Genomic DNA, 24065 nt, shown 5'->3' with positions numbered 1-24065 from the left:
GTCAACTGGTTCAACAAGCATCGCATCCATGGAACCTTAGACTATATGACGCCTGTTCAGTATCGCCAAGAAGCCCTTAAAAAAGTTGTCTGATTTACTGTTGACAATCCAATATATAAAGGTGTAAGAGTAGGGGGAATTAAAACTAATTGGGAGATTGGAACGATATTTCCTGACAATATGTCGCAACCATAAATTGTAGGAGGTTATTACTTTATGTTTAATGAACAAGTGAGGGCAATCTTAGGGGCACGAGCATTACTTGATGATAATGATCCGAGAATTGAATCTAAATGGGAGGAGTTAACAGAAATACTCAGTAGAGATGAAAATTTAACACTAGGCTTTATACAGGTATGTGACAGATTGTCAAGCCAAGTGCGACACTTCAACCTGAAAAGCTTCGTGTGCGGTTTTCCATCCTAGACACTTTCGAGGACGGTTATTAATAAGGAACAAAGCGCACGCTAATTCCTCTTCTGTAATGTCTGCGAAATCATAGCCCTTTGGAAAGAACTCTCTTAACAACCCGTTGGCATTTTCATTCGTACCTCGCTGCCAAGAGGAATAAGGATCGGCAAAATACACCTTCATGCCATGTAAAGCAGTTAGGCGTTCGTGGCAGGCAAATTCTTTACCACGATCAACGGTAGCCGTTACGAAGGCCGTTGCCGGGATCGATAGGACAGCCTGTTTATAAGCCATCTCCATGGAAGAGGCTGTACGATCCTGCATTTTAATCGCGTGGTAGAACCTTGTTTTACGCTCAGCGAATGTAGCTACGCAGGCTTTGCTTTTTCCACGACTAGAAACAACCGTATCCAGTTCCCAGTGCCCGAAGGCCTCACGCTTACGTATCTCTTTGGAACGCTGGTGAATGGACAACCCGATTGTAAAACGTCCGCGCTTCTCCAGCGGTTGACGACGTTTTCCTTTATGCCTTAGAAAGGCTGTATTTCCTTTAACAAGCCTTCCTTGGTACAGCCATCGGTAGATCGTTTTATGGCATACACGAAGATGGGGCTCGTCCCGTTTCATCCTGCCTTCAATCTGTTCCGGCGACCAGGTCTCTGCGAGTTTCATCGTGATGTAACGTTGCCTTTCAGCATTCCATTTACCCGAAGGTTTACAACGAGCTCGCTTGGTTATATACGATGTCTGGGCTCGATTTGCACAATAAGACTCTTCTGTTCCTTGACGCTTGAGCTCACGGGATAGGCTGGAATGATGACGCCCGAGCTTACGTGCAATCGCTCTAGCCGACCATCCCAATTGATGGAGTAATTCTAGCTGACTTCGCTCTCTTGTGGTAAGATGTTGGTAGCTCATGGCTGATTCTCCTGTGTAGGGGTAGTGTGGTAACTTCATTCTACACACGAATCGGTCATGGGTCATTTTTAGGTGTCGCACTTCATATTACAATCCGTCATGTACTAAAACGGAACTCATGTTTTTAAGTGAAGTTTTTGAGGAGATAGCATATAATTTACAAAGTAAAAGATATATTGAACTATTATATTCATTAGATAAAAGATATCCTGATTTGGATTTAAAGAGACATATAGAAGTTGCTGAGAGCTACATGGATTAATAAAAAGAAATCCTTCATTTTGAAGGAATCTCTAATATACAAAAGGGAAATAAAAACAAGGCATATTCAACTTCATTAAAAGTTGGATATGCTTTGTTTTATATTATTAGATACTTAAACATAGTGAGGGAACAAATAAGGAGATGAGTTCATGGAGATAATAAATAGTACATATTATGAAGGGTATGAAGGTGAAGGAGAGATCCAATTCATAAGATATCTTTCTAATGGTGATAGATATATTCTAAGAATCTGGGATGGATATTTTGATGAAATTATTAGAATAATTAAGCCTGAAGAACACGGATGGACCGGTCTAGCATATTACTACAATGTTGAAGAACCTTGGTGTGAGGAGCCGTGGAGAATTCCGGATATAGATGTAGTACTAAAGCAATTGAAAAAAATAGAATCAGATCAATTGAATAAGGAGGCAAAGGAACTGCTTATTGAGGTTTGTCAAATGCTATTGGTTTCCATGAATCTTAATGAAGATGTATGGATCGTTGATGAATAGCTTGTATTTTGTTGGATAATTACAATATCTGTATGTCATATTCACTATTAAAAGCTTATTCCGACTTGAAAATCTGAGTAGAAATAAGCTTTTTTTAATAAAATGAAGCGTAAAACCGACATCATCATCATTGATAACCGTTATTGTTATGATCCATTAAATCGTGAAGTATTAAAGATTTTTCGGAAAAATGGACGATTATAATTACTGTTTCTCGATCAAACATGAACAAAATATTGAGGACGTTAGATGAAAAAGAATTGAAAATAAAAGGTGGAAGGAGAAATAACCAATGATGGAAGCTATAAAACTGCTACGGGTGATAATATCAAATCAGAAATGCTGGATCAATATACTATTGTAAGAAAGTGAGAATACAGTTATGAAACTTACTCTTGATATAAGTAATGCAGAATTTGACGGGATAGTTGATGTTGATGCAGAAGTTACTCCTACCATATTTCTAAATTTTCCAAGTAATATTAAGGGGACTTATGAGTTTGAACTTATTAATTCAATTATAAACATCTATGATTTTAAAGAACAAATAATAAATCAAGGATTTTGTATAGAGGACGACTCGCTCTTTGTATTTGGAAAAATGAAGGTGCGAATAGAGGGAGTCAAAGGGGCAGATTTTAAGATAACCGAAGGTGATTTTCTTACTGGTCGAAAACAATATCATACCTGGCCGTATACGCTAAATAAGGGAGATATTATTTGTAAATGTGGGGGGAATCTGTCTTTCCTCACTGACAGTTATGTCTCCATTATTATGGTGACTGAAAATAAACCCAAAATCACAATAACTTTTAATACCGAAGAGACGGTTCCAATTGATTTTATGAATAGTAGCAGTATAGAAAATGCACATTTAAATAGAACAAAGTATGAACATACTAGTTCACAAGGGAAATTATTTGACTTCGGCTTTTTTCAAGAATATCTGGGCTCAGGCAGAGAAGTAGTCAAAAGCGAATAGTCTTCCGTAATTTGACGGATTGTAATATAGAAGAGTATTCGGTATTGCTCGAAAAGCAGGAACTGCCATGCCGGAGCAAGTTAGAGTTTTAGATCAAGGACATTGGAAGGAGTAACAGTATGAAAGAAGTATTGATAAATGATTCCTACTATATTGGATTTGAAGGAGAACCTGAAATAGTATTTATGTATGAAAGCCTAATTGGGAGGCACGAGTTAAGACTATGGAACGGATACTTTGAAACCTTTTTAGATTGTTTGTTGGAACAAGTTCCAGTTCAAAATGTAATTTTACATGAATACTATATACATGAAGGTTGGTATGATGAGAGTCCTTGGGAAATCCAGGATGTCGAGGGGGCGCTGCAATTATTTAAATCGTTTGCTGTGCGTGAGTTAAAAGAAGATGAAAACCGAGCTTCAGAAAATATAACTGCTATGCTTCCTTTACTTTCAGTTGATATCATTACTTTTTTAGAGCAGGCAAATGAAAGCGGAAGTAGAGTGTTTATAATTTACGATTAATTAAGGATCTTCTCTCTATAGAAAGAAGAATAGTAATTAAAGGCATGTTCCACTTAATGGGGGATTATAAAAAGAATGAATTAACTATAGCAGATCGAGCCTGAGGCAACATTGTTTTAAAACTTATGAGAACTGAGAGGTGAAATACATGTTTGAAAAACTGGATCGTTTATTGTCAGTTCACACGACAGCGGATTCCTGGTACGATGATGGTTTTATATTTGCAGGTGATATGCTGTCTGAGTTCAGCCCAGAGGATTGGGAGGAATTATCAAGTAAAGCGCTTGCTAAGCCATTAGAATGGCAGAGAAAATTAGCCTATTGTATGGATAGCAGCTGTAATATATATGAACTAAAGATTCTATTATCATTGCTTAACACTGAGGATGAGGAACTTTTTGAAATATGCATAGATACGCTAAGAAGTTTTGCGACTCCAGACAGCAAACATATGATGACTAACAATCCAATCATACTGGAGCGGGTACATGATTTGCTGCCCAAGTCTGGCCTACATTCGTTTTCATTAAGTGTGAGAAAGGAATAGTAAAATGTTTAAACAAATAATAGAATTGATAACTAATGCGTATTCAAGAAAAGATGATGATATTATAATCTCTGCATTAAAGCTATTAAAGAATGATTGCAATTTAGAAGAATTAGTAGGTGACTATTATAATCAGCTTATTAGAATGATTCCTTTAGTTAAGGATGAAAGTATAAAGGCGCTTTTAATAGAAACTATTGCTGAGTCTCCTGAGTTTGTTAGAGATAGTGATCGATTAGATGAATATGTGAAACTGATTTCACAAGGTGCAACTAATGTTAAAGGTGCAGCAAGATGTTTAGGTGCATTTACTGCTTCTGGATTTACGAATAATGAAATCTATCTAAAGATAGCCAGAAACGTAGAAAATGAATTTGCTGTTGAATTACTTGTTTCAATGGGACGTTTTGAATGGGGAGATATACCTGGTGACCTAGTGGCATTTGCTCAGGAAGTCCATAAAGCACAAAGAATAAGATATCGTTCAGGAGTAATTGCAGCTTTTATATTAATTGTCCATCCTTTAGTTTCAGAATATGCACATATTAGTTCAATGTCCTTTGGATACCCATACAAGGAGGCAGTAGTAAATGATTGGGCATGGGTAACTCCAAAAAGTACGGAAAATATGGTTAGAAGGAAAATAGTCACTCAAAAGGAAGCTGACTTGCTGATTAAATTAGGAGAAATATTAAGTGGTAGTTTAAATGAAGAAGAAAAAGAAAATCTATACAAAGAATTTTTTGGAGAAAAAAATCCGTTTGATGTAATTTTTACTTTGCCTGAGTAGAATAGTAACTAATTGTTTTAAGCGTGACTATGGTGCTTTGTTAGAAACATTTTAATCGAAAATATAAAACTAATATGAATTTATAGGCTTATTCCATGTGAAGAAATTGGAATAAGCTTCTTTATGTCAGAGTGTATTTGAAACATCATAAATGATGATTTTCAAAGAAGTAAATGAACTCTCGAGTTCTTAAAATCCATGGTATCGTTGTGTAGGGTAAGCTGGATAATTACAAAGTATTTACAATGGAGTTGATACTAATTGAAAGAAGTAATCGTTAGTTCAGAGATATTAAACGATATTAGATACATCACTTGGTTTATTAACTGTGGTAAGGAGGAGAATTTGAGACTATCATGTGCTGTTCAGCACGTTGCTGGATGGGAAGAAGCAGAAGAATATGATGATCTTGTTGAATGGGAAGAAGTAATTACAAACAGTCGAGAAAAACTAGCGGACTTTGTTTTTAAAAAACTTGGCTATAGTGTAAGGGGCTTTAATTCTGTTGACAATCCACTACTTAATAATTAAAGGGGATTTAAAGTTGAAAATAAACGATCCAATTTTTGGTAAACTCGAATATGACTACATTTGGTCTAAGGATGCTACCATTAATTTTTTCGGAAAAGAAGTCGAAGTATCGCTCATTATTGAAGGTGTTGAAGACGGTGAATTTGAGGACGATCAGTATAAGGCATATCAATCGTTTGTAAAAAAATGGGACAAATTGCAGCGCAGCTTTTTACAGCCTATTTTAGAATATTATCAAGAAAAGCGACATGAGCTCGGTTATGATATAGCTTTTGAAGAGAATTATCCTTTGGTAGAAACAACTGATAAAATTCTTGAAATGATTAGTTTGGACGGAATTGTTGTTTCATATGCAGGTATTTATGAAGGCCGAGCTATGGGAATACTTTTTAAATGTACGTGGGATATGGAAAATGGACTAGGACTCCGTTTGTTGGACGAAGTAGTAACGGAAGTTGGCTATCAAGATGTTGCTATTTGAAGGTGAAGAGGCTATCAAGGATTTTGTGTAGTGCGGCCGGGCAAGGTCGTTCATTCTAGTGGGTGGGAGTCCCATCAGGATAAAGCCTAACCAGCAGTCCTGTAGCTAGTTCTTGGAGGCTAATCGGTAACGGTTGGTTTTAAGCGTAGAACGGCAATATAACGGGCCGAAAGCGCAAGCTGAAGTGATTGAGCCCCGAAAATACGTGGAGACAGGCCGATGTAGTTACACATGCAGAAGGCAGAATCGGTTCAAGCGATAAGGTGAGCTTGAACGGGCACTCCGGGGTCTTAGAGCTTGGCACGTTACAGATCGAGAATGAATGGCAACCCGGGAGACCCTATCTCTTCCTCAAAGCAGCGGGTATGCCGTACAAGCGAAAACCAAGCAAGGAAAGCAAATGAGAGATAGGGAGTCGGATGGCTGAGTAGTATCAAAGAAGCTGCGAAATGGCAGTGGAGAGAAGGCAGCCACATCAGAAGGTCTTGACGAAGGACACAATTGCCACACGCAGAGGTGGAAACGAATTGAAAACGAAACTTGTTAAGATAGCACAATTAGCCAAAGAAAAGCCCAAAGAGCCATTCACAAGTCTGATCCATCTGCTGGATGAAGAATCGCTATTCATGTGTCACCGGGAGTTAAACGGGAACAAAGCCGTCGGAGTGGACGAAGTAACGAAAGCGAAGTACGAGGAGAATCTAAGTGTGAATATAAAGGATCTCCATCAATCCCTGCGTAGGATGGCGTACAAACCGCAACCGGTCAGACGTGTGTATATCCCAAAGCCCGGAACCCATAAGATGAGACCACTAGGCATTCCAGCATACGAAGATAAGATTGTGCAGCTAGCTGTAAGTAAAATCCTGTCCGCGATATACGAACAGGACTTTTTGGAATCTTCATTCGGATTTCGCCCCGGACTCGGATGCCATGATGCATTGAGAAAGGTAAATACGATCATCATGACGAAGAAAACGAACTGGCTTGTAGATGCTGATATAGCGGGGTTCTTCGATCACGTAGACCATAAATGGATGATGAAATGCCTGAAGGTTCGAATCAAGGATCGCAAACTGTTGCAACTGATTGAGCGCATGCTTAAGGCGGGAATAATGGAAGAGGGAACTCGTCGGCAAACCGAACAAGGCACGCCGCAGGGCGGAATTATTTCTCCGGTACTGGCGAATGTCTACTTGCATTATGTACTCGATCTATGGTTTGAAAAACGAATGAAGAAGCAGTATAGAGGCCAGTCGCATATGGTTCGATATGCGGATGATTTTGTATGCTGTTTCCAATCCGAAGGCGAGGCTAGAAACTTCTATCTACAATTGCAGGAGAGGCTGGAAAAGTTCAACTTGCAGATCGCTCCAGATAAAAGCAAAATCATAGAGTTTGGTCAATTCGCTGAACAAAACAGGAAGAACAGTAGAACAGGCAAGCCGGAAACGTTCGACTTCCTGGGCTTTACTCACTACTGTGGAAAAAGCAGGAATGGGAAGTTTAGAGTGAAGAGAAGAACGAGCAGGAAGAAATTCCATTCAGCTGTTCAACGAATGAAGGCATGGATAAAGACAAACCGGACCCTTCCTGTTCAATCGCTACTCGAACAGCTTAAAGCCAAACTCACGGGGCACTACAGATACTACGGTATCACCGACAATGGCCCCATGCTGTCGAGTTATTGGTACAGCACAATGAAGCTGCTATTTAAATGGATGAATCGGAGAAGTCAACGAAATAGCTATACTTGGGACAAGTTTCTATTGCTAATGAAAGCAAAACCATTACCGAGACCGAAAATATATTCGAGCGTGTTTAACAGTAGGGTTCTCGTGTGAATCTTCTGATGAGGAGCCGTGTGCGTAAATAGCGCAAGCACGGTTCTGCGAGGGGGGAGCGTACAATCCTATAAGGAAAGGCGCTCTTCTACTCTACAATAGGAAACATTTATGTGGAATTTGGAGGAACAGGCCCGTGTATATAAAGCAACAGATATCTACACTTAAAAGAATTCGTTTTCTTGATCAAGAGGATGGAGATATCGATAGGGTTGAAGATATTTTGAATGAGATAGCAACTACTGCAAATAACGAAGCTATTCTTGATTTTTGTACCGTTTTTCATGATTCAATCGAACCATATATTACAAATGATATGATTGAAACTATTTTTATTATAGCTGAGAGGAATGGTCTTCAGGTTGGTTTGCGTAAACTAACCGAAGGAATAACTAGTATGTTGCCTGAGGCTAGATACAGCGTTAATAGAATTTATAAAATGATGTTAAATTCACAAGATTTAATGGATACATATATTTTAGTGTTAAAGGATGCATCCGCGTCAAAAAAAGCAGAAGTGAAAGAAATTTTAAATGAAATAAGCGCTAAGCATCCGGATCTATTTTCTAATAAAGTAAAGTTTGTTTTGGATCAAGTTGATTGATAATTCATCAAATGGATAAATTACTCAAAAACTAGAAAGCAGGGCGAGTTAATGGGGCATTTAACAGCAGCAACTCTCATTGTATTGAACAAAGCTGGATGGACACCCGGGCGCAAGATCTATATAGACTCTACTGTGATCTTTTTAGAGAATAAAAATTTTGAAGTATTTGATTGCGCCAAAAAAGTATTAGAACAGTTTGGAGGATTAAAGTATTTGGTACCTAGTGATGAGTCTGATGATTTTCAAATAGGCCCAGAGTTTTTGAGAGATGGCGTAGAAAGAAAACATTATGCCAGGTATGAAAAAATAATCGGAGAGCCTTTGGTTGTAATTGGTTTAGCCTATGACGAGAATGCAACGATGTTTATATCGGAATCTGGTAAAATTTACGGTGTTAGGGATGATTATTATATTTGGAAGTTTGGTGATCATATTTTTGAAGCACTAAATCATTTATGTGAAGGTCGACAATTAAAAGTAATTAACGAGGTATAGCATTTCTAAATAAATTAACCGATATGCAAATTAATATATAAATTCTCTAACACTAATAAGGAGAAAGTAACACATATGGATAAAATTCAAATCGGAAAAGAAATACGCTCTGCAATCAAGCGTGGAGATACTCAAAGAGTAATGGAGTTAATAGGGACAAATGCTGAATTACTTCATATGATGACTCCTTTTGGAACGTGGCTTCACGTAGCTGCATCCAAAGGACAGCTTGAAATTGTTAAGCGACTTATAGACATTGGTGCTGATATGAACAAGCAAGGCGGGGTATTTAATGGCGGGGCCATAAATGAAGCCGCCTCAAATGGACATTTTGAGATAGTTAGATATTTCGTAGCTAATGGTGCTGATTTAGATGTAAGTGAGCCAGAGAAAAATCCTTTGTTCGGTGCCATTAGTAATGGACATGTACATATTGCAAAACTTTTAATAGAGAGTGGCATGGATACTAGTGTCAAGTATAGTGGTGAAGTGATGAAAAACACAGATGCCCTAGCTTTTGCACGTAAAATGGGACAAACGGATATTGTTCATTTATTAAACGTTAACGATATCAATGAAAATGAAATAGATAGCACTACTATGATCGAGCAAAATAGTCATGATGAAATCATTAAGCATGTATCCGAATTTTTCGGAGAGACCATGGAAACCATTAGCGAAATTGTGCCCGGAAGCAGAGTAGCCATCAATATCCATATAATACCGCCATCTAATGAAAGAGATTTCGCAACTCTTTTTACAACAGGTATGAGCGATCTGCCTATGGATGATTCCGATGAGGCTAAAGATTTTAAATATGCAGAATTGTTACTGAAGCTGCCGTTAAATTGGACCATAAATCAAAAGGCAATGAGTGATCCTAATCAATACTGGCCATTAGGGTGGTTAAGAAAAACAGCGCATATCCCACATATGTATGATGGTTGGTTAACGGATGGCGTTATATTGCCTAATGGAGAGCCTCCCCAGCCATTTTCAGCCAATACAAAATTGTCGTGTATGATGGTTTGCAATCCTCAGGAACAAGGGTTGGAAAATTTATTAGATAAGCAAGGGAGATTAATTCATTTTTATACGTTAGTGCCTATATTTGAAGAGGAAAGAAAGCTTGCTTTGGAAAAAGGGTGCGATTATTTAATCGGCTTATTGTTAGAAAAAGGAATAACGGATGTTCTTGATATTTACAGAGAAAATGTGAGTATTACATGAAAAATTTGGCGGACACAGCGGCAGCTATTTCAACCGAATCAGGGGTGAAGGCACAGGCTGCGGACACAGGGGCCGCTAATACGCTGCCGTAAGCCATTTTGAAGGGGAATTGAGGGCAATAACGGATTTCCTGTCCGCTTACAGCCTAAAATTGGGTTAAAATCCAGAATAGCGGAACCTCAGTCCTCCAAAAAAGCAGGCAGCCTCCCGAACTGCGTGATGTTAGCCCCAAATATAGCCACCGCCCCATTGATCTCAGCAACAAATGCAAGCTGCGGTCCCTTTAGCCAAGAAACGTCAGATGAGATTGGCCTCGAATTAGAACTAAGCAACCAGCAGCAGACCGTCTCCGTTTTGCATACACACCCTAAAACAATAAAATCGAAATCAAAGGAGCATTTATGAAAACAGTAAAAGAATTCTACGATGAACAAATTGCTGAAATAGCTTGGTTTAGCAAGTGTGGGGAAGGGGCGGATTTTACCCTCCATTATGAGTATTCTTGTCTAAATAACTGGAGAGAGGCAGAGAAAAGCCTCAACTCTAGATGGGATAACTTCAAATTAGAAATTAGAAACGGTCTAACCGTAGCTCTGCATAAGGAACATCTTGACGCCTATAGACAGTGGAATAGCATAACAATTGAAGCCAAAAAGCTTTTGAAAAATGGAGTCTTGAATGATATCTCCTTGTACGCCAAAAATAATCATCTAAACGAATCGGTATATGAAAGTGTGGAGTGGGACCTGCTTGCAGCTATGATGGAGCATGCCTATAGCCCTTATATCAAGCCTGGATTTTATACGCAACTGTTAAAAGTATATCAATCAGGTCATATCCCATGCGGCTGGAAAGGAAAATGGCCAGAAGGCCAGTTATTAGTATTTTAGAATTTAGTATTTTAGTGTTTTGGCAATTTATTATTTTAGTGGATTATAGCAAGCTGGCTATTTGTTGATGACAATGAGCTCATTCGGTCTGAAATTCGTAACGATGCAGCGTTCATCCTCATAAATGGCAACGCCGCTCCAGAGATCATACGGATACAGGCTCCAGTCGCCCTCTCCAAACGAGGTGACGTAGCAGATAAGCTCGCCGGTCAGCATGTCAAAGCGCCCTAGGTTAAAGGTTCGATCAGCCGTTTGGCATACGACAAGAAATTCGGCTTCACTGCGAATATGGCAAGCCTGCATGCGGGTCAGCTGTCTGGACCAAAGCTTTTTCTTCGGAGATAGCTCCACAGACTGGAGCCTATGATCCGTATTTCCGTCGTAGAACAACGCTTGTCCTGCGAAAAAAGCTTGCTGCGGCCGCGAACCGACCTTTTTCTTCATTTTCCATTCGGGCTCATTGCTCTCCAAATTGAAAGCGATAATCTCGCCCGCATAGCTGCTGGAAACCATCAGCTGCCCGTGAAAATGCGGAGCTGCAGCGATCGCCCAGCCGCCCGCATACTTGAATTCATGGGCGATGTCCCATTGGTTTGGGACGATCTCAATGATTTTGGAGCTTCCGGTAGCTGCGAAGTATCTGCCTTGATGCTTTTGAATAGCAGAGTCCAGCCATTTAACCCGATGTTTTCGTTTAGACAGCGTTTTGCCAGTCAACGGGTCAACGGTTTGGATTTCCGTGCCGCGGCAGCAGAATAGTGTTCCATCAATCAAAGACAGGTTATTGCTATTAAGTTCTTTAAAAGCTTTGGACCAAAGGACGGCACCGTTTTCACGATCAAGTGAGCTCCAGCTGTAGCGGGAAGCGATGATGATCCTATTTTCAAACAGAAGAGGGGCTGCGTTGATTTCATCACATAATCCCGCATGATTCGGCAGCGTATAACGCCAGACGATTTCACCAGTCAGCCTATTTACAGCGGCAAGCTCGCCAGCAAGCACTTGGGGCGCTTGCGGCTTATTTTTGTTCAAAGCGACATAAATGATGTCTCCATCTACCGTAAAATAAGACGGCTCACAAAAGTCATCGTTATCTCCAACTAGCGAAATCTGAAATACGTTCATGCTCCACGATCAGTCCTTTCCTATCCATCGAAAATAAGGGGATATTATGAAGTACCCAATAATCGCCGCAGCTTCTCCTCCGTCCCTGATCCTTCCAACGGGGTATAGACGGTGCAGCGCAGGTCTACGCTGCCGAGCACTTGGAAGGACGTCAGCGCGAACAGCATTTTGCTCGTTTTGGAGTGGCGGAATTCGATCGTGACCTCCGGTGAGCGGCTGACCTGGCTGCGCTGCCATAATGCTTCAAATTCAGGATGGAGCCGCGACATTTCCACGATAAAATGGTCATACCATTCATCGCCCATATATTGGCCGTAATAGGTGCGGAAGATCGCAAGGTAGCCTTCCACGAACGTTTCCCAATTGACGGCCAGACTGCGCAGCTCCTTGCGGGTAAACAGGAGGCGAATCAGGTTCCGCTCGGCATAGGGAATCGATTTGAAATCGACAAATACATGCGCCGCAGCCTCGTTCCAGCCGACAATATGGCAATGCCGATCGGAAATAATCGTTGGACAATAGCGAAGCTCCGTTAAGATTCGCTGCAACGAAGGGCTAAGCTTAAGCTCCTCCTCTTCCAGCTTCAAGCCGCCTCCGCCCGTCCCCGCATGATGGCCAAACGCCAGCCCAAAAATATAGTCGCGTTCATCCGCTGTCAGCAGCAGCGCGCTTGCAATCGACTCCAGCACTTGGGTGGACACATGAATGTTACGCCCCTGCTCCAGCCACGTGTACCAGGTTGCGCTGACGTTCGCGAGCTGCGCCACTTCCTCCCTGCGCAGTCCCGGCGTGCGACGGCGAATGCCAGCCGGCAAGCCCACCGCCTGCGGCTTAATTCCAGCGCGCTTCGCCTTCAGAAAAGACGCAAGCGCTTCTAGCCGAATACGATCGGACAAAACTCTCAAACCCTTCCCATTACGCTGTTATTTATTATTGTAGTATAGCCAATACTAGGATAAACGACAACTTGTAATAGGATAATTCGTTTGCCATAATACAATCAATCGAGATAAGCAGTTTATGATTGGAAAGCGGGGAACAAATGATGAATAGAGTCGTTGTGACAGGGCTTGGTGTCGTATCGCCATTAGGAGTAGGAGTAGAGACGTTTTGGCAAGGAATGCTTGCGGGAAAATCGGGCATTGGCCCTATCGATACATTCGATGCATCGAACCATAAGACGCATTTCGCCGGTCTAGTGCGGGATTTTAATCCGGAGGAGCGGTTTGGGAAAAAAGAAGCCCGCAAAATGGACCGCTTCACCCAGTTTGGCCTCGCGGCAGCGGAAGAGGCGCTTGCCGATTCGGGCTTGCAGCTGGAGCAGTTGGACCGTGAGCGGCTGGCGGTATATGTCGGCTCTGGCATTGGCGGCCTGCAAACGCTGCAGGATAACGAAGGGCAGCTGCGCCAGCGCGGGCCAGGCCGGGTCAGTCCGCTGCTCGTGCCAATGATGATTGCCAATATGGCAGCTGCGCAAATCAGCATTAGGCTTGGCTCGCTCGGCCCGACGCTTGCGCCAGTAACTGCCTGCTCTGTGGGCAATACCGCCATTGGCGAGGCGTTCCGCCTCATTCGCGGCGGCTGGGCGGACGTTGTGTTTGCCGGAGGCTCAGAGGCAGCCGTAACGGATATTGCGGTTGCAGGCTTCGGCAATGCGACCGCGATTTCAACTCGCAACGAAGAGCCGGAGCGGGCAAGCCGTCCTTTTGACAGCGGCCGGGATGGCTTTGTGATGTCGGAGGGAGCGGGCATTATGGTGCTGGAATCGCTTGAGCATGCGCAAAGCAGAGGAGCACGCATTTATGCAGAGGTAGTAGGCTATGGAGCGACCTCGGATGCTTATCATATCGTAGCGACCCCGCCTGATGGAGATGGGGCCTACCGGGCAATGAAGCTTGCGCTGCAGGAAGCGGGACTAGCACCTGCGGATGTGGATGTGATTAGCGCGCATGCCACTAGTACTGAGGTTGGCGATCGCTCGGAGGCTTCGGCGATTCGCCGCTTGTTTGCAGCCGATGGCAAGCAGCCGCCAGCTGTCACGGCGACGAAGTCGATGCTGGGGCATATGCTCGGGGCATCGGGAGGCGCCCAGGCGATTGCCCTCGCCAAAGGCTTGCAGGAAGGCGTCATTACGCCGACGATCAACTACGAGCAGGCGGACCCGGCCTGCGGAGATTTAGACATCGTAGCGAACGAAGCGCGCCGTGCAAATATAAAGGTCGGCCTCACGAACTCCTTCGGCTTTGGCGGCCATAATGCGGTCATTGCGATGCGCAAATTTGAGGAGTAACCATAAACACTAGGAGAAATATTCTAAATGAACAGCTGTAGCGCAAGGTCAAGCTGAGCTTCTATATGATTTTTTTGTTCCCCCAATGAGCAGCGGCTGAATCGCCTGCTGCTCATTGGGGGCTCTTTATTTCTTCAAGCATTCATCCGCATAAATTGGGGGATAAGCACATTCAGCTCTTTAATAAAAGCTTCGCAAGCGAGCGATTGCTTCTTTTTGGCATGCAGCCAGTAAAAATCGACGGGATGCTCGACCTGAAGCGGGATCGGAACGATATGCCCGGTCATGACGTAAGGGTCATTTTTCAAGGAAATATCCAAATAAAAGCCGATGCCGAGTCCCTCGCTGATGACCCGTTTAGAAACCTCGGAATGCTTGGAATGAAAAATTTCCCGGCTCGTGCCATACGCCTGAAGCTCCTCCTTCATACGCTCCGAGGTGCTGATAATCGAATGCTTCCCAATTTCCTCCATGGAAAGGCTCTCTTTGTAGGCCAAAGGCGACTTGCCCCCAACGCATGCCATAATTTTGCATGTTAAAAACTTTTCGGCGACCAGATTTTTAAAGGACATTTCCTCCGGCGTTCCAATAAGTCCCACATCCCAATCTCCGCTCAACAGCCGTTCTTCTATTTCGCTCGGATGGCTTTCTGTAATTTCCAGCTCAACAAGCGGATATTTCTCCGAGTAATGGGTGAGCAGCTTGGGCAAAAAGCTGGTGCAAGCCCCGAAGGTCGCCCCGATGACAAGCCGTTCGTTCAGAAGCGAGCTGTTCAGCTTGGCCGTCTCTGTGAAGTTATCCCAGCGCGACAAAATATCCTCAGCCATCTGAATCAGGTTATTGCCCACAGCAGTCGGGCGGGTTCCCGAGCGGGTGCGGGTAAAAATCGCCAGGCCGATCTCATTTTCCAAGGCGGCTATCGAGTTGCTGATGTTGGGCTGCGACAAGTGAAGCTTCTCCGCAGCCAGAGTAATGGAACCGCTATGCGCTACCTCGACTAAATATCTCAATTGTTCAATACGCATATTAGATCACCTCTTCTGTCATAAGCTCGGGTTATGGAAACATTGTTTTTATATATTTTACATTGTAATTAGGAATGTGTAACATTTCAATTAATAAATCCTTGCAATCCAATCGGAAATTACAAAATTACGATAAGGCTTAAGACTGTTAACAGGAAAACGCAAGACTGGCAGCCATTCAGCAGCATGACATTCATTAGAGAGGTTGTGAAAAATAGTTATGGGAGACAAACTTGCTCCTTTTCGTTTTGCCAAAAGAGTGCCGCAGCAGGCGCCGATGGGGGCGGCGCAAGCGTCCAATCGCACCGATGTCGTTCCGTTATCCTACGGCTCTCCAGCATCGGCATCATTTCCCTATGATGCGCTCCAGCAGGCGGCATCTGATGCCATTCTGACGCAAGGCCACGCTGCCCTGCAATATTCGGGAGCGGATGGCCCGGCTGTCGTTCGACAATGGATTGCCGAGCGATCCGTCTTGCGGGGAATCCATGCCGCTCCGCAGGAGGTGCTCGTCACCTACGGCTCAGGGCAGGCGATCGATTTTGCTTGCCGGGCTATTTTGGAGCCGGGGGATCATGTCTGGGTAGAGGCCCCAACCTTCTTCGGTGCTCTGAATACGTTTCGCTCCAGCGAGGCGGTGCTTACCTCGTTCCCCATTGATGAGCAGGGCCTCAGAGTCGATTTGGTGGAGGAAGCGCTTGAGCAGTCGGCCCGTGCAAATTTGCCGCTTCCGAAGCTGCTGTACTGCATTCCGAATTATCATAATCCGGGCGGAATCAGCTTATCCCTTTCCCGCCGCAAGCGCCTTGCCGAGCTGGCGTTGGCCTATAATTTTTTCATTCTGGAAGATGATGCCTACTCGGAGCTGAATTTTGGAGCTGTCTATTTGCCAGCTATTTATAGCTTTGCCCCGCAAAGAACGATTTACTTGGGCACATTCTCAAAGACGATTGCTCCAAGCATAAGGTTGGGCTGGGCGATCGCGTCGCAGGATACCGCAGGCAAGCTGGGCTCCTTCTTTCATGGAAGCCGGGCCAGCGCATTTACCCAGCAGATTATCGGAAATTTACTAAGCGGCTGTTCGCTTGAGACGCATATCGAGCAGCTCATTACCCGATACCGGGAGCAGCGTGACAGCATGCTTGCTGCACTGGACAAGCATTTAAAAGACGCGGTGGAATATGCGGTGCCCGAAGGCGGATTTTTCGTCTGGCTTCGGTTTAAGGAAGAGGTAGATACCGGGGAACTCGTGAAGTATGCCGCTGAGCGCGGAGTCAGCTTCATTGATGGCCAACAGTTTTATTTATCGCCGGAGGACGGGAAGCGCTACGCCAGATTATCGTTCAGCTACTGCGATGGGGATGCGCTTGAGCTCGGCATTATCCGGCTAGCCGAAGCGTATCAGGATTATCGAGACGATCAGGCAGCTCAAACCGTTTGAAAAGCTTGAAAAATTTAAAAAGCATACAAAGTATAAGTTTTGACACAGAATTTACTACATCCAAAGGCGGCGTTTCAGCCAGCAAATCAGGAGGAATTATAAATGAAAGCAAAATGGACAACTAGAATGAGCTATTTAATTTTTGCAGCTATGGTGCTGCTGCTAGCGGCATGCGGCAGCCAGCAGCAGGAAGCGGCGGGTACGAATGCTGCGGCTTCGGCAGAGGTATCCGCTGCACCTGCAAGTGCGGAGCCGACTTCATCATCTGCTGCGACGGAGCAAGATGCAGATAAATACAAAGGCGTTGTCGTCCACCTTGAGGGCAGCCAGGTCGGCCCCATGATCGTAGGCAAGGAAAAGGGCTGGTTCGCGGAAGAGATCGGCAAATACGGCGCAACCGTCGAGTTTCAGACGCTTGCAAGCGCGTCCCAATACAATGAGGCATTGGCGGCGGGCAGACTGGATATCGTCCGTACAGGCTATATTGGCACAATTACAGCTCAAGCGGCCGACATTGCCTTCAAGTCCATTGCCGAAGGCAGCAGCGGAGCACCTGATGCGATTCTTGTTCCGCAGGCAAGCGGCATTCAATCCATTAAAGATTTGAAGGGTAAAACGATCGCTGTTGCGAAAGGAAGCAGCTCATGGGGCTTGCTCCAGCATGCGCTCAAGAAAGAAGGCATTTCGCCAGATGATGTCAAGCTGGTCAACCTTCAGCCTAGCGATGCACAGGCGGCGTACCAAGGCGGACAAGTTGACGCTTGGGTTATTTTTGAACCGTACCGGAGCCAGGAAACGAGCAGCGGGTCATCCCGAATCGTAGCCGAGTCGTCCACAATCGGCTTGTTTACCCCGGGCTATGTCATTTCTCGAACAGAATTCGCGGACCAATATCCTGAGCTTGTAGAGGCTTTTCTCAAAGCCTACCAGAAATCAATTGACTGGCAAAAAGCGAATTTGGACGAGGCGGTTGCCCTGAACGCCAAAATCAAAAATGTGAGCGAGGATACAATTCGGGCATCCATGGCGAATCCAAGCTCTGAGCCGACAAATCTTCCGATTTCGGAGGAAGCGACGAAATTTCAGCAGGAAACGGCCGACCTCATGTTCGAACTGGGTGAAATTAAAACGAAGGTTGATGTGTCCAAAGTTATTGATAACACCTTCATTACGAAAACATTGGCAGATATAAAGGCAGCAGTGAATAAATAATGCAGGATGGAAGTGGCAATGACATGAAGCAATTGAACGAACAAATGAACCTGGGCGCCTTTGTGTTTACTTTTGGCCATCATTTTGCGGCCTGGCGCCATCCGGGTACGGATACGAATGAAATCATTAGTATGGATTTTTACAAGGAATTGGCGGCAAGCGCGGAACGCGGCAAGCTGGATATGCTGTTTCTGGCGGATTCCGGATCAATCCCGCTGAGCGATGCGGAATCGAGCGCCCGCTTCGTCTACCCGGAAGCGACTGCCGTGCTTGGCGCGCTCGCTGCGATCACGGATAAAATCGGCATTGCGGCAACCGTATCTACGACATTCAATGATCCTTACAATGTCGCACGTCGGTTTTCGACGCTGGATCATCTCAGCAAAGGGCGCGCCGCCTGGAATGTGGTCACCTCGACCAAGGAGGGAGACGCGCTGAATTACAGCATGGAGAGGCTGCCGGAGCATGGCAGCAGGTATGATAGAGCGCGGGAATTTTTAGATGTAACGAATGCGCTATGGGATAGCTGGGAGGATGACGCCCTTCTATGGGACAAGAAAGCAGGCTTGTTTGCTGACAAGGAGAAGGTGCATCTGCTGGAGCACCGCGGCGAGTCCTTCTCGGTGCTGGGGCCGCTTAATATTCCAAGGTCTCCGCAGGGACGCCCGGTCATTATTCAGGCAGGGACTTCCCCTGCTGGATCACGGTTCGCAGCAAGCGGGGCGGATGTTGTGTTTACAGCATGCGAGGATAAAGAAGAATCGATCCGCTTCTATAAGCATGTGAAGGGGCTGCTTCCCGAATTCGGGAGAGAGGCAAGCGATGTGAAAATATTGCCCGGCCTGATGTATTTTGTAGGTGCGACTGAAGCCGAGGCAAAGGCGAAGGAAGAGGAGTTTTACGAGCTGATATTGCCATCCGCAGGCGTCACGTATTTATCACGAATGCTGAATGTGGATTTATCGGGCTATTCCATTGATGAGCAGCTGCCGGATATCCCGCTTGAGGGCAATACTAGCCGGGCGAAAATCATCGTGGAGACGGCGCGGAGAACGAAGCAGACGATTCGCGAGCTTGGCTTGCATTTTGCCGTAGCCCGTGGACATATGAAGGTGCGAGGCACGCCGGAGCAAATTGCCGATGTCATGGAGGATTGGTTCCGCAGCGCAGCCTGCGACGGCTTCAATATTATGCCGCCGCTGCTGCCGGGGGGCATGGGAGAATTTGTCGATCAGGTCGTTCCCGTCCTGCAGCGCAGAGGCTTGTTCCGCACCGAATACGCGGGAAATACGCTGCGGGACCACCTGGGGCTCCGCCGTCCAATCAGCCAGTTCGCAGCAACCGTCAATACGGCGAAGGAGGGATAGCTGAAAATGAGCGATACGCCAAAACAATTAAAGCTGGGCTTGTTTATTCAAAGCACGGGGCATCACGCCGCTGCATGGAGGCATCCTGAGACGGCTACGCTCCAAAGCCACAACGTTCGCTATTATCAACAGCTTGCCAAGACGGCAGAGCGAGGGAAGTTTGATCTGATGTTTCTGGCCGATGATCTCGCCGTTCCGCTGCCATACAAATCGGCCTTGACCGACCGCTATGGCAAGCTGGAGCCGCTGACGCTGCTGTCGAATCTGGCTGCTGTAACGGAGCATATCGGCCTCGCGGCTACCTTCTCGACTACCTTTAATGAGCCCTATCATGCTGCGCGCAAATTCGCATCCCTTGATCATATTAGCGATGGCAGGGCGGCCTGGAACGTCGTAACGTCGGCGCTGAATGACGAAGCCCACAATTTTGGCCAGGATGAAATTCTTGATCATGAGCTTCGTTATGAGCGGGCGGATGAATTTTTCCAGGTGGCGTCCGGTTTATGGGATAGCTGGGATGAGGATGCGGTGCAGGCGGATAAGGAGAGCGGCGAGTATTTTGACTTGGATAAAGTACATGTGCTGAACCATCAAGGGACATTTTTCTCCGTACAGGGGCCGCTGAACGTAGCCCGTCCCGTGCAAGGGCGTCCGGTCATTATTCAGGCGGGATCATCCGGGACTGGGCAGCAATTCGCGGCAAAAAATGCCGATGTCGTATTCACGGTGCAAAATCAGTTGGACAGCGCAAAGAAATTTTATAAGCAAGTAAAAGAACTCGCGGAAGCAAACGGCCGCTCCCGTGATGACATTAAAATAATGCCCGGCTTGTTCCCTATTATAGGGGACACACAGGAAGAAGCCGAAGCGAACTACCAGCAGCTTCAACAGCTGGTGGACCGCAAAATCGGTACTGCCTTGCTAGGCGGCGTATTCGATAATATTGATCTTTCGGGCTATGGCGACGACGAACCGTTCCCAGAGCTGCAGGAGGCTGGCGGCACTCGCAGCCGTTTTCAGCTGGTGATGGAGACGGCTAGAAGAGAAGGCTTGACGGTGAGGGAAGTCTATTTGCGGTTTGCTTCGGCAAGGGGTCATCTTACCGTGATTGGAACGCCCGAACAAATTGCGGACCAGATGGAAGCATGGCTGCGCGAGGAGGCGGCAGATGGCTTTAACATTATGCCGCCCTACATGCCTGGCGGACTGGATAGTTTTGTAGAAAAGATTATTCCGGTGCTTCAGCGGCGCGGCTTGTTTCGCACGGAATATGAAGGCGGCACCTTGCGCGAAAACTTGGGGCTGCGTCGTCCTGCCAGCCGCTATGCCCGGCAAGAAAGCGGCGTGGACGCATGAGCGGCAGCGGCAAGCTGGAATTGATTGCGGTGGACAAAACCTTCAGGGCGGAAAAGCAGAATCATGTGCTCGCTGACATTCATTTGAGTCTGAGTCCCGGCGAATTTGTTACCATCATCGGGCCGAGCGGCTGCGGCAAAAGCACATTGCTCAAAATTATCGCCGGACTCGATGCCGATTACGAGGGTTCCGTGCTGCTTGGTGGGGTCGATGCAGGCAAGCCCAGCCGCGACAAAGGGTTTATTTTTCAAGAGCATCGCCTTTTCCCGTGGCTCACGGTAGAGCGGAATATTGCCGCCAATCAATCGCTGCGAAACAAAGACGTTCGCGGGCAGGTGGATGCAATGATTAAGCTGGTGCGTTTGGAAGGGTTTGAGAAGGCGTATCCGAAGGAGCTGTCTGGCGGGATGTCCCAGCGGGTCGCTATTGCAAGGGCACTTATGCAAAGCCCGCAGGTGCTGCTGCTGGATGAGCCCTTCGGCGCGCTCGACGCCTTCACCCGCACGCATATGCAGGAAGCACTACTGGACATTTGGCGCAATAATCGGGCGACGATGCTGCTCGTCACTCATGATATCGACGAAGCGGTTTTTTTATCCGAAAGAATCGTAGTTATGGATGCTCGGCCAGGGCGAATCAAGCAGATTGTTCGCAATGATCTGCCCTATCCGCGCACGCGGCATAGCCAAGGCTTTCAAGAGCTGCGTTCTCAAGTCATGCGAGTGCTGGAGAAGCAGGAGGAGCCAGAGGAAAACTGGGTCATTTAAAGCTAGAGGCATCGTGATACCAACATGAAGGAGATAATATGAAACAATCAGGAAAATGGTGGAAAGGGGCTGTTATCCCGGTCTGCGTGCTGCTTCTATGGCAGTGGGCGTCTTGGTCGGGAGCGGCAGACCCTAAGCTTTTTCCAGCACCAAGCTCCATTTTTGGGGATCTGTTCGCGATGCTCCTTTCAGGGGAATTGTACTATCATATCCGCATTAGCGTCGTGCGCGCCGCGCTCGGCTTTTTACTGGGCGGGAGCTTGGGGCTGCTTATTGGCTTATTGGTTGGCATGTATGTAAAAGTCGAGGAATTGGTTGATCCTACCGTACAGATGCTGCGGACCGTGCCTTTGCTCTCAATTACTCCTTTGTTCATTTTGTGGTTTGGTTTTGGCGAGCTGTCCAAGGTGCTGTTGATTGCAATGGGTGCGTTTTTCCCGCTGTATGTGAACACCTTTCTCGGTGTCAGGGGTGTCGATAAAAAGCTGTTCGACGTAGCGCGCGTGCTTGAGTTTAGCCGTTACAAGCAGGTGACGAAGCTGATGCTCCCCGCCGCCTTGCCCAACGTGTTGCTGGGCCTTCGCCTATCGCTCAGCATAGCTTGGCTGTGCCTCGTTGTAGCTGAATTAATGGGAGCCGACAGCGGCGTCGGCTATCTGATTCAGGATGCCAGATCGTATGTGCGGACAGGCGCCGTGTTCGTTGGCATTTTCGTGTTTGCCGCTGTTGGCAAGCTGGCCGACTCAGCCGTACGATTGCTGGAGCGCAGACTGCTGAAGTGGCAGGATAACTACCGGGGATAATGCAAAAAAACAACCCATACCGCTCATTCGTCCCGCAAATCAGTTATAATAAAACGATAGCAAGCGGAAAATACGGCCCTTCGGAGCTGGAGACGAAAAGGACGATGAGAGATGGGAAGAGAGCTGGTAATCGGGCTTGATCTGGGGACAACCAGCGTGAAAGCTTGTATTTTTGATCGAAACGGCCATTTGGTCGCAGATGTGGAGAAAATGAATACGTTCTACTACCCGCAGCAGGGCTGGGCGGAGCAAAGCCCGGTGGAAATCGAGCGCTCGGCCGTGCTCGCTATTAGAGAAGCGATTGAGAAGGCGAAGGTAGAGGAAGGCGAGCTGCTGGCGCTCGGTTTTTCGGCGGCGATGCATGCGATTCTGACGCTTGACGCAGCTGGGAATCCGACTTCTCCGGCGATTATTTGGGCGGATGGAAGAAGCGCGGGCCAGGCGGAAGCGCTGCTGGAAGCAAGCGGGGAGCAGGTGTACAAGGCGACGGGAACGCCGATTCACCCGATGACGCCGCTCATGAAGCTGCTGTGGATGAAAGAAAATAACTATGAGCCTTATGAGCAAGCGAGCTATTTTATGTCGATTAAGGAATATTTGCTCTACTGTTGGTTCGGACAACGCAAAATCGATTATGCGATGGCTTCGGCAACCGGCTTATTCAATCCAGCCAAGCTGGACTGGGAGCCAGAGCTGCTGGCGTTAACCGGCATTACAGCAGCGCAGCTGTCCGAAATCGTGCCGCCAACGGAAATTCTCTCGGGGCTGAATGCGGATATTGCTGCGCAAATGGGCGTCTCAAGGGACCTGCCCTTCGCGATTGGATCTGCGGATGGGCAGTTGTCTAACCTCGGCATTGGCGCGATTCTTCCCGGCGAGGTTGCCGTATCTGTTGGGACGAGCGGGGCAATCCGCCAGCTTACGCATCAGGCGAAGGTGAGCGATAGCCGCGAGACGTTCTGCTACTCTTTTACGAAGGACACGTATATCGTCGGCGGCCCGACGAACAATGGCGGGATTGCGCTGCAATGGCTGAAGGATACGCTGAATTATGAGGGCGGCTACGAGGCTTTTCTGGCTGAGGCTGAAAAGATTGCTCCCGGCGCGGACGGCCTGCTTTTCCTGCCGTATTTGAACGGCGAACGGGCACCGCTGTGGAATCAGCGGGCGAAGGGCAATTTCTACGGCTTAACGATGACCCATGAGCGGGCACACTTAATTCGCGCGGTGCTTGAGGGTGTAACGTTCAACCTGTATCAAATTGGCAAGGCGCTGGAGAAGCTGGCGGGCGCGCCGCAAAAAATGTATGTGAACGGCGGGCTGTCCCGCTCGCCGCTCTGGCTGCAAATGATGGCGGATATTTTCGACGCCGAAATATACGTTTCGGAAAACCATCATAGCGCCGCATGGGGCGCCGCTTGGACTTCACTAGTAGCAACTGGCTATGCGAGCTCCTATGAGGAAATTAAGCAGCATATTCCAATGGACAAGCCTGTTGTGCCGAACCCGGAGATGAGCAAGCGCTACAAAGAAATTTATGCGAATTATGAAAAGCTGGCGAAGACGATGGCAGCCTTTTTCTAAAGGGCAGCCTAATCATTAAGCCGCACCATTTATAGGCGGGCAGCCGCCAAAAAAACAAGCCCCGCA

Annotated in this window: 25 protein-coding genes; 21 read left to right on the top strand and 4 right to left on the bottom strand. The window is 46.4% G+C overall.

The genetic code is table 11. The annotated features are described in order from the left end of the window. Nucleotides 1-93 (top strand): IS3 family transposase (locus AC6B99_RS11300; RefSeq protein WP_496663370.1); only part of this gene is annotated, 93 nt, incomplete at its 5' end. Between the two features lie 276 nt (nucleotides 94-369). Here the strand turns inward: AC6B99_RS11300 and AC6B99_RS11295 are convergent. After that, nucleotides 370-1329, bottom strand: a complete 960-nt coding sequence (locus AC6B99_RS11295; RefSeq protein WP_496663368.1) for an IS30 family transposase — start codon at nucleotides 1327-1329, stop codon at nucleotides 370-372. A gap of 413 nt (nucleotides 1330-1742) precedes the next feature. On the opposite strand from AC6B99_RS11295, the gene AC6B99_RS11290 reads away from it, so the two are divergent. From AC6B99_RS11290 to AC6B99_RS11235, 12 genes are all read left to right on the top strand, one after another. Next, a complete protein-coding gene (locus AC6B99_RS11290; RefSeq protein WP_056039357.1) occupies nucleotides 1743-2108 on the top strand; it encodes a hypothetical protein in 366 nt (121 codons plus the stop codon). 382 nt (nucleotides 2109-2490) lie between these two features. Next, nucleotides 2491-3090: a hypothetical protein gene (locus tag AC6B99_RS11285; protein WP_056039360.1), complete on the top strand. Its 600-nt coding sequence runs from the start codon at nucleotides 2491-2493 to the stop codon at nucleotides 3088-3090. Nucleotides 3091-3209: 119 nt separating this feature from the next. Next, nucleotides 3210-3614, top strand: a complete 405-nt coding sequence (locus AC6B99_RS11280) for a hypothetical protein (RefSeq protein ID WP_056039363.1) — start codon at nucleotides 3210-3212, stop codon at nucleotides 3612-3614. 148 nt (nucleotides 3615-3762) lie between these two features. Next, nucleotides 3763-4161 (top strand): hypothetical protein, encoded by a 399-nt coding sequence (locus AC6B99_RS11275; protein ID WP_496663367.1) that lies wholly within the window; start codon nucleotides 3763-3765, stop codon nucleotides 4159-4161. A gap of 4 nt (nucleotides 4162-4165) precedes the next feature. Further along, complete coding sequence (locus tag AC6B99_RS11270) at nucleotides 4166-4951, top strand: hypothetical protein (protein WP_496663366.1); 786 nt, start codon at nucleotides 4166-4168, stop codon at nucleotides 4949-4951. Nucleotides 4952-5212: 261 nt separating this feature from the next. Then, nucleotides 5213-5482: a hypothetical protein gene (locus AC6B99_RS11265; protein ID WP_496663365.1), complete on the top strand. Its 270-nt coding sequence runs from the start codon at nucleotides 5213-5215 to the stop codon at nucleotides 5480-5482. A 13-nt stretch (nucleotides 5483-5495) separates the two neighbouring features. Continuing rightward, nucleotides 5496-5963 (top strand): DUF6985 domain-containing protein, encoded by a 468-nt coding sequence (locus tag AC6B99_RS11260; RefSeq protein WP_496663364.1) that lies wholly within the window; start codon nucleotides 5496-5498, stop codon nucleotides 5961-5963. A gap of 527 nt (nucleotides 5964-6490) precedes the next feature. After that, entirely contained in the window at nucleotides 6491-7807 is a 1317-nt protein-coding gene (ltrA, locus tag AC6B99_RS11255; RefSeq protein ID WP_496663363.1) for a group II intron reverse transcriptase/maturase, read from the top strand. A 136-nt stretch (nucleotides 7808-7943) separates the two neighbouring features. Then, complete coding sequence (locus AC6B99_RS11250) at nucleotides 7944-8411, top strand: Imm30 family immunity protein (RefSeq protein WP_056039373.1); 468 nt, start codon at nucleotides 7944-7946, stop codon at nucleotides 8409-8411. A gap of 51 nt (nucleotides 8412-8462) precedes the next feature. Beyond that, the gene (locus AC6B99_RS11245; RefSeq protein WP_056039377.1) at nucleotides 8463-8909 is read left to right on the top strand and encodes an SUKH-3 domain-containing protein; all 447 of its coding nucleotides are present in this window, start codon (nucleotides 8463-8465) and stop codon (nucleotides 8907-8909) included. A gap of 75 nt (nucleotides 8910-8984) precedes the next feature. Beyond that, nucleotides 8985-10139 carry a suppressor of fused domain protein gene (locus AC6B99_RS11240; protein ID WP_496663362.1) on the top strand — a complete coding sequence of 385 codons (1155 nt, stop codon included), beginning with the start codon at nucleotides 8985-8987 and terminating at the stop codon, nucleotides 10137-10139. Between the two features lie 401 nt (nucleotides 10140-10540). Continuing rightward, nucleotides 10541-11029 (top strand): hypothetical protein, encoded by a 489-nt coding sequence (locus tag AC6B99_RS11235; protein ID WP_056039382.1) that lies wholly within the window; start codon nucleotides 10541-10543, stop codon nucleotides 11027-11029. Between the two features lie 57 nt (nucleotides 11030-11086). Here AC6B99_RS11235 and AC6B99_RS11230 read toward each other — a convergent pair whose 3' ends face one another. Both AC6B99_RS11230 and AC6B99_RS11225 read right to left on the bottom strand, forming a co-directional pair. After that, a complete protein-coding gene (locus AC6B99_RS11230; RefSeq protein ID WP_496663361.1) occupies nucleotides 11087-12154 on the bottom strand; it encodes an outer membrane protein assembly factor BamB family protein in 1068 nt (355 codons plus the stop codon). 44 nt (nucleotides 12155-12198) lie between these two features. Beyond that, nucleotides 12199-13050 (bottom strand): helix-turn-helix transcriptional regulator, encoded by an 852-nt coding sequence (locus AC6B99_RS11225; RefSeq protein WP_496663360.1) that lies wholly within the window; start codon nucleotides 13048-13050, stop codon nucleotides 12199-12201. 149 nt (nucleotides 13051-13199) lie between these two features. On the opposite strand from AC6B99_RS11225, the gene fabF reads away from it, so the two are divergent. Continuing rightward, entirely contained in the window at nucleotides 13200-14444 is a 1245-nt protein-coding gene (gene fabF, locus AC6B99_RS11220; protein WP_494864146.1) for a beta-ketoacyl-ACP synthase II, read from the top strand. 134 nt (nucleotides 14445-14578) lie between these two features. On the opposite strand, the gene AC6B99_RS11215 is transcribed toward fabF, so the two are convergent. Further along, on the bottom strand, nucleotides 14579-15469 hold the full coding sequence (locus AC6B99_RS11215) for a LysR family transcriptional regulator (protein ID WP_056039393.1): 891 nt from the start codon (nucleotides 15467-15469) through the stop codon (nucleotides 14579-14581). A 220-nt stretch (nucleotides 15470-15689) separates the two neighbouring features. On the opposite strand from AC6B99_RS11215, the gene AC6B99_RS11210 reads away from it, so the two are divergent. The 7 genes from AC6B99_RS11210 to AC6B99_RS11180 all read left to right on the top strand — a co-directional run bounded on the left by AC6B99_RS11210 (nucleotide 15690) and on the right by AC6B99_RS11180 (nucleotide 23999). After that, complete coding sequence (locus AC6B99_RS11210; RefSeq protein ID WP_496663359.1) at nucleotides 15690-16910, top strand: aminotransferase-like domain-containing protein; 1221 nt, start codon at nucleotides 15690-15692, stop codon at nucleotides 16908-16910. A 102-nt stretch (nucleotides 16911-17012) separates the two neighbouring features. Next, complete coding sequence (locus tag AC6B99_RS11205) at nucleotides 17013-18122, top strand: aliphatic sulfonate ABC transporter substrate-binding protein (RefSeq protein WP_496663358.1); 1110 nt, start codon at nucleotides 17013-17015, stop codon at nucleotides 18120-18122. A gap of 23 nt (nucleotides 18123-18145) precedes the next feature. Continuing rightward, a complete protein-coding gene (locus AC6B99_RS11200) occupies nucleotides 18146-19489 on the top strand; it encodes an LLM class flavin-dependent oxidoreductase (RefSeq protein ID WP_056040097.1) in 1344 nt (447 codons plus the stop codon). Nucleotides 19490-19495: 6 nt separating this feature from the next. Then, on the top strand, nucleotides 19496-20845 hold the full coding sequence (locus AC6B99_RS11195) for an LLM class flavin-dependent oxidoreductase (RefSeq protein WP_496663357.1): 1350 nt from the start codon (nucleotides 19496-19498) through the stop codon (nucleotides 20843-20845). Further along, nucleotides 20842-21612 carry an ABC transporter ATP-binding protein gene (locus AC6B99_RS11190; RefSeq protein WP_496663356.1) on the top strand — a complete coding sequence of 257 codons (771 nt, stop codon included), beginning with the start codon at nucleotides 20842-20844 and terminating at the stop codon, nucleotides 21610-21612. Before AC6B99_RS11195 ends, AC6B99_RS11190 begins: the two co-directional genes overlap by 4 nt. A gap of 38 nt (nucleotides 21613-21650) precedes the next feature. Continuing rightward, complete coding sequence (locus AC6B99_RS11185; RefSeq protein ID WP_056039409.1) at nucleotides 21651-22415, top strand: ABC transporter permease; 765 nt, start codon at nucleotides 21651-21653, stop codon at nucleotides 22413-22415. Between the two features lie 111 nt (nucleotides 22416-22526). Beyond that, a complete protein-coding gene (locus AC6B99_RS11180) occupies nucleotides 22527-23999 on the top strand; it encodes a gluconokinase (protein ID WP_496663355.1) in 1473 nt (490 codons plus the stop codon). Nucleotides 24000-24065 lie beyond the last annotated feature (66 nt).

This window comes from Paenibacillus liaoningensis, from assembly GCF_059609455.1.
Note: the sequence above shows the minus strand (reverse complement) of the source record. Positions and strands in the feature narration are given on the sequence as shown.

Excerpts from the sequence above, each read along its gene's own strand:
- AC6B99_RS11295 (WP_496663368.1), bottom strand. The coding sequence starts at position 1,329 with ATGAGCTACCAACATCTTACCACAAGAGAGCGAAGTCAGCTAGAATTA.
- AC6B99_RS11240 (WP_496663362.1), top strand. The coding sequence starts at position 8,985 with ATGGATAAAATTCAAATCGGAAAAGAAATACGCTCTGCAATCAAGCGT.
- AC6B99_RS11280 (WP_056039363.1), top strand. The coding sequence starts at position 3,210 with ATGAAAGAAGTATTGATAAATGATTCCTACTATATTGGATTTGAAGGA.
- AC6B99_RS11205 (WP_496663358.1), top strand. The coding sequence starts at position 17,013 with ATGAAAGCAAAATGGACAACTAGAATGAGCTATTTAATTTTTGCAGCT.
- AC6B99_RS11290 (WP_056039357.1), top strand. The coding sequence starts at position 1,743 with ATGGAGATAATAAATAGTACATATTATGAAGGGTATGAAGGTGAAGGA.
- AC6B99_RS11200 (WP_056040097.1), top strand. The coding sequence starts at position 18,146 with ATGAAGCAATTGAACGAACAAATGAACCTGGGCGCCTTTGTGTTTACT.
- AC6B99_RS11195 (WP_496663357.1), top strand. The coding sequence starts at position 19,496 with ATGAGCGATACGCCAAAACAATTAAAGCTGGGCTTGTTTATTCAAAGC.
- AC6B99_RS11210 (WP_496663359.1), top strand. The coding sequence starts at position 15,690 with ATGGGAGACAAACTTGCTCCTTTTCGTTTTGCCAAAAGAGTGCCGCAG.
- AC6B99_RS11275 (WP_496663367.1), top strand. The coding sequence starts at position 3,763 with ATGTTTGAAAAACTGGATCGTTTATTGTCAGTTCACACGACAGCGGAT.
- AC6B99_RS11270 (WP_496663366.1), top strand. The coding sequence starts at position 4,166 with ATGTTTAAACAAATAATAGAATTGATAACTAATGCGTATTCAAGAAAA.
- fabF (WP_494864146.1), top strand. The coding sequence starts at position 13,200 with ATGAATAGAGTCGTTGTGACAGGGCTTGGTGTCGTATCGCCATTAGGA.
- AC6B99_RS11190 (WP_496663356.1), top strand. The coding sequence starts at position 20,842 with ATGAGCGGCAGCGGCAAGCTGGAATTGATTGCGGTGGACAAAACCTTC.
- AC6B99_RS11180 (WP_496663355.1), top strand. The coding sequence starts at position 22,527 with ATGGGAAGAGAGCTGGTAATCGGGCTTGATCTGGGGACAACCAGCGTG.
- AC6B99_RS11230 (WP_496663361.1), bottom strand. The coding sequence starts at position 12,154 with ATGAACGTATTTCAGATTTCGCTAGTTGGAGATAACGATGACTTTTGT.
- AC6B99_RS11235 (WP_056039382.1), top strand. The coding sequence starts at position 10,541 with ATGAAAACAGTAAAAGAATTCTACGATGAACAAATTGCTGAAATAGCT.
- AC6B99_RS11285 (WP_056039360.1), top strand. The coding sequence starts at position 2,491 with ATGAAACTTACTCTTGATATAAGTAATGCAGAATTTGACGGGATAGTT.
- AC6B99_RS11185 (WP_056039409.1), top strand. The coding sequence starts at position 21,651 with ATGAAACAATCAGGAAAATGGTGGAAAGGGGCTGTTATCCCGGTCTGC.
- AC6B99_RS11245 (WP_056039377.1), top strand. The coding sequence starts at position 8,463 with ATGGGGCATTTAACAGCAGCAACTCTCATTGTATTGAACAAAGCTGGA.
- AC6B99_RS11215 (WP_056039393.1), bottom strand. The coding sequence starts at position 15,469 with ATGCGTATTGAACAATTGAGATATTTAGTCGAGGTAGCGCATAGCGGT.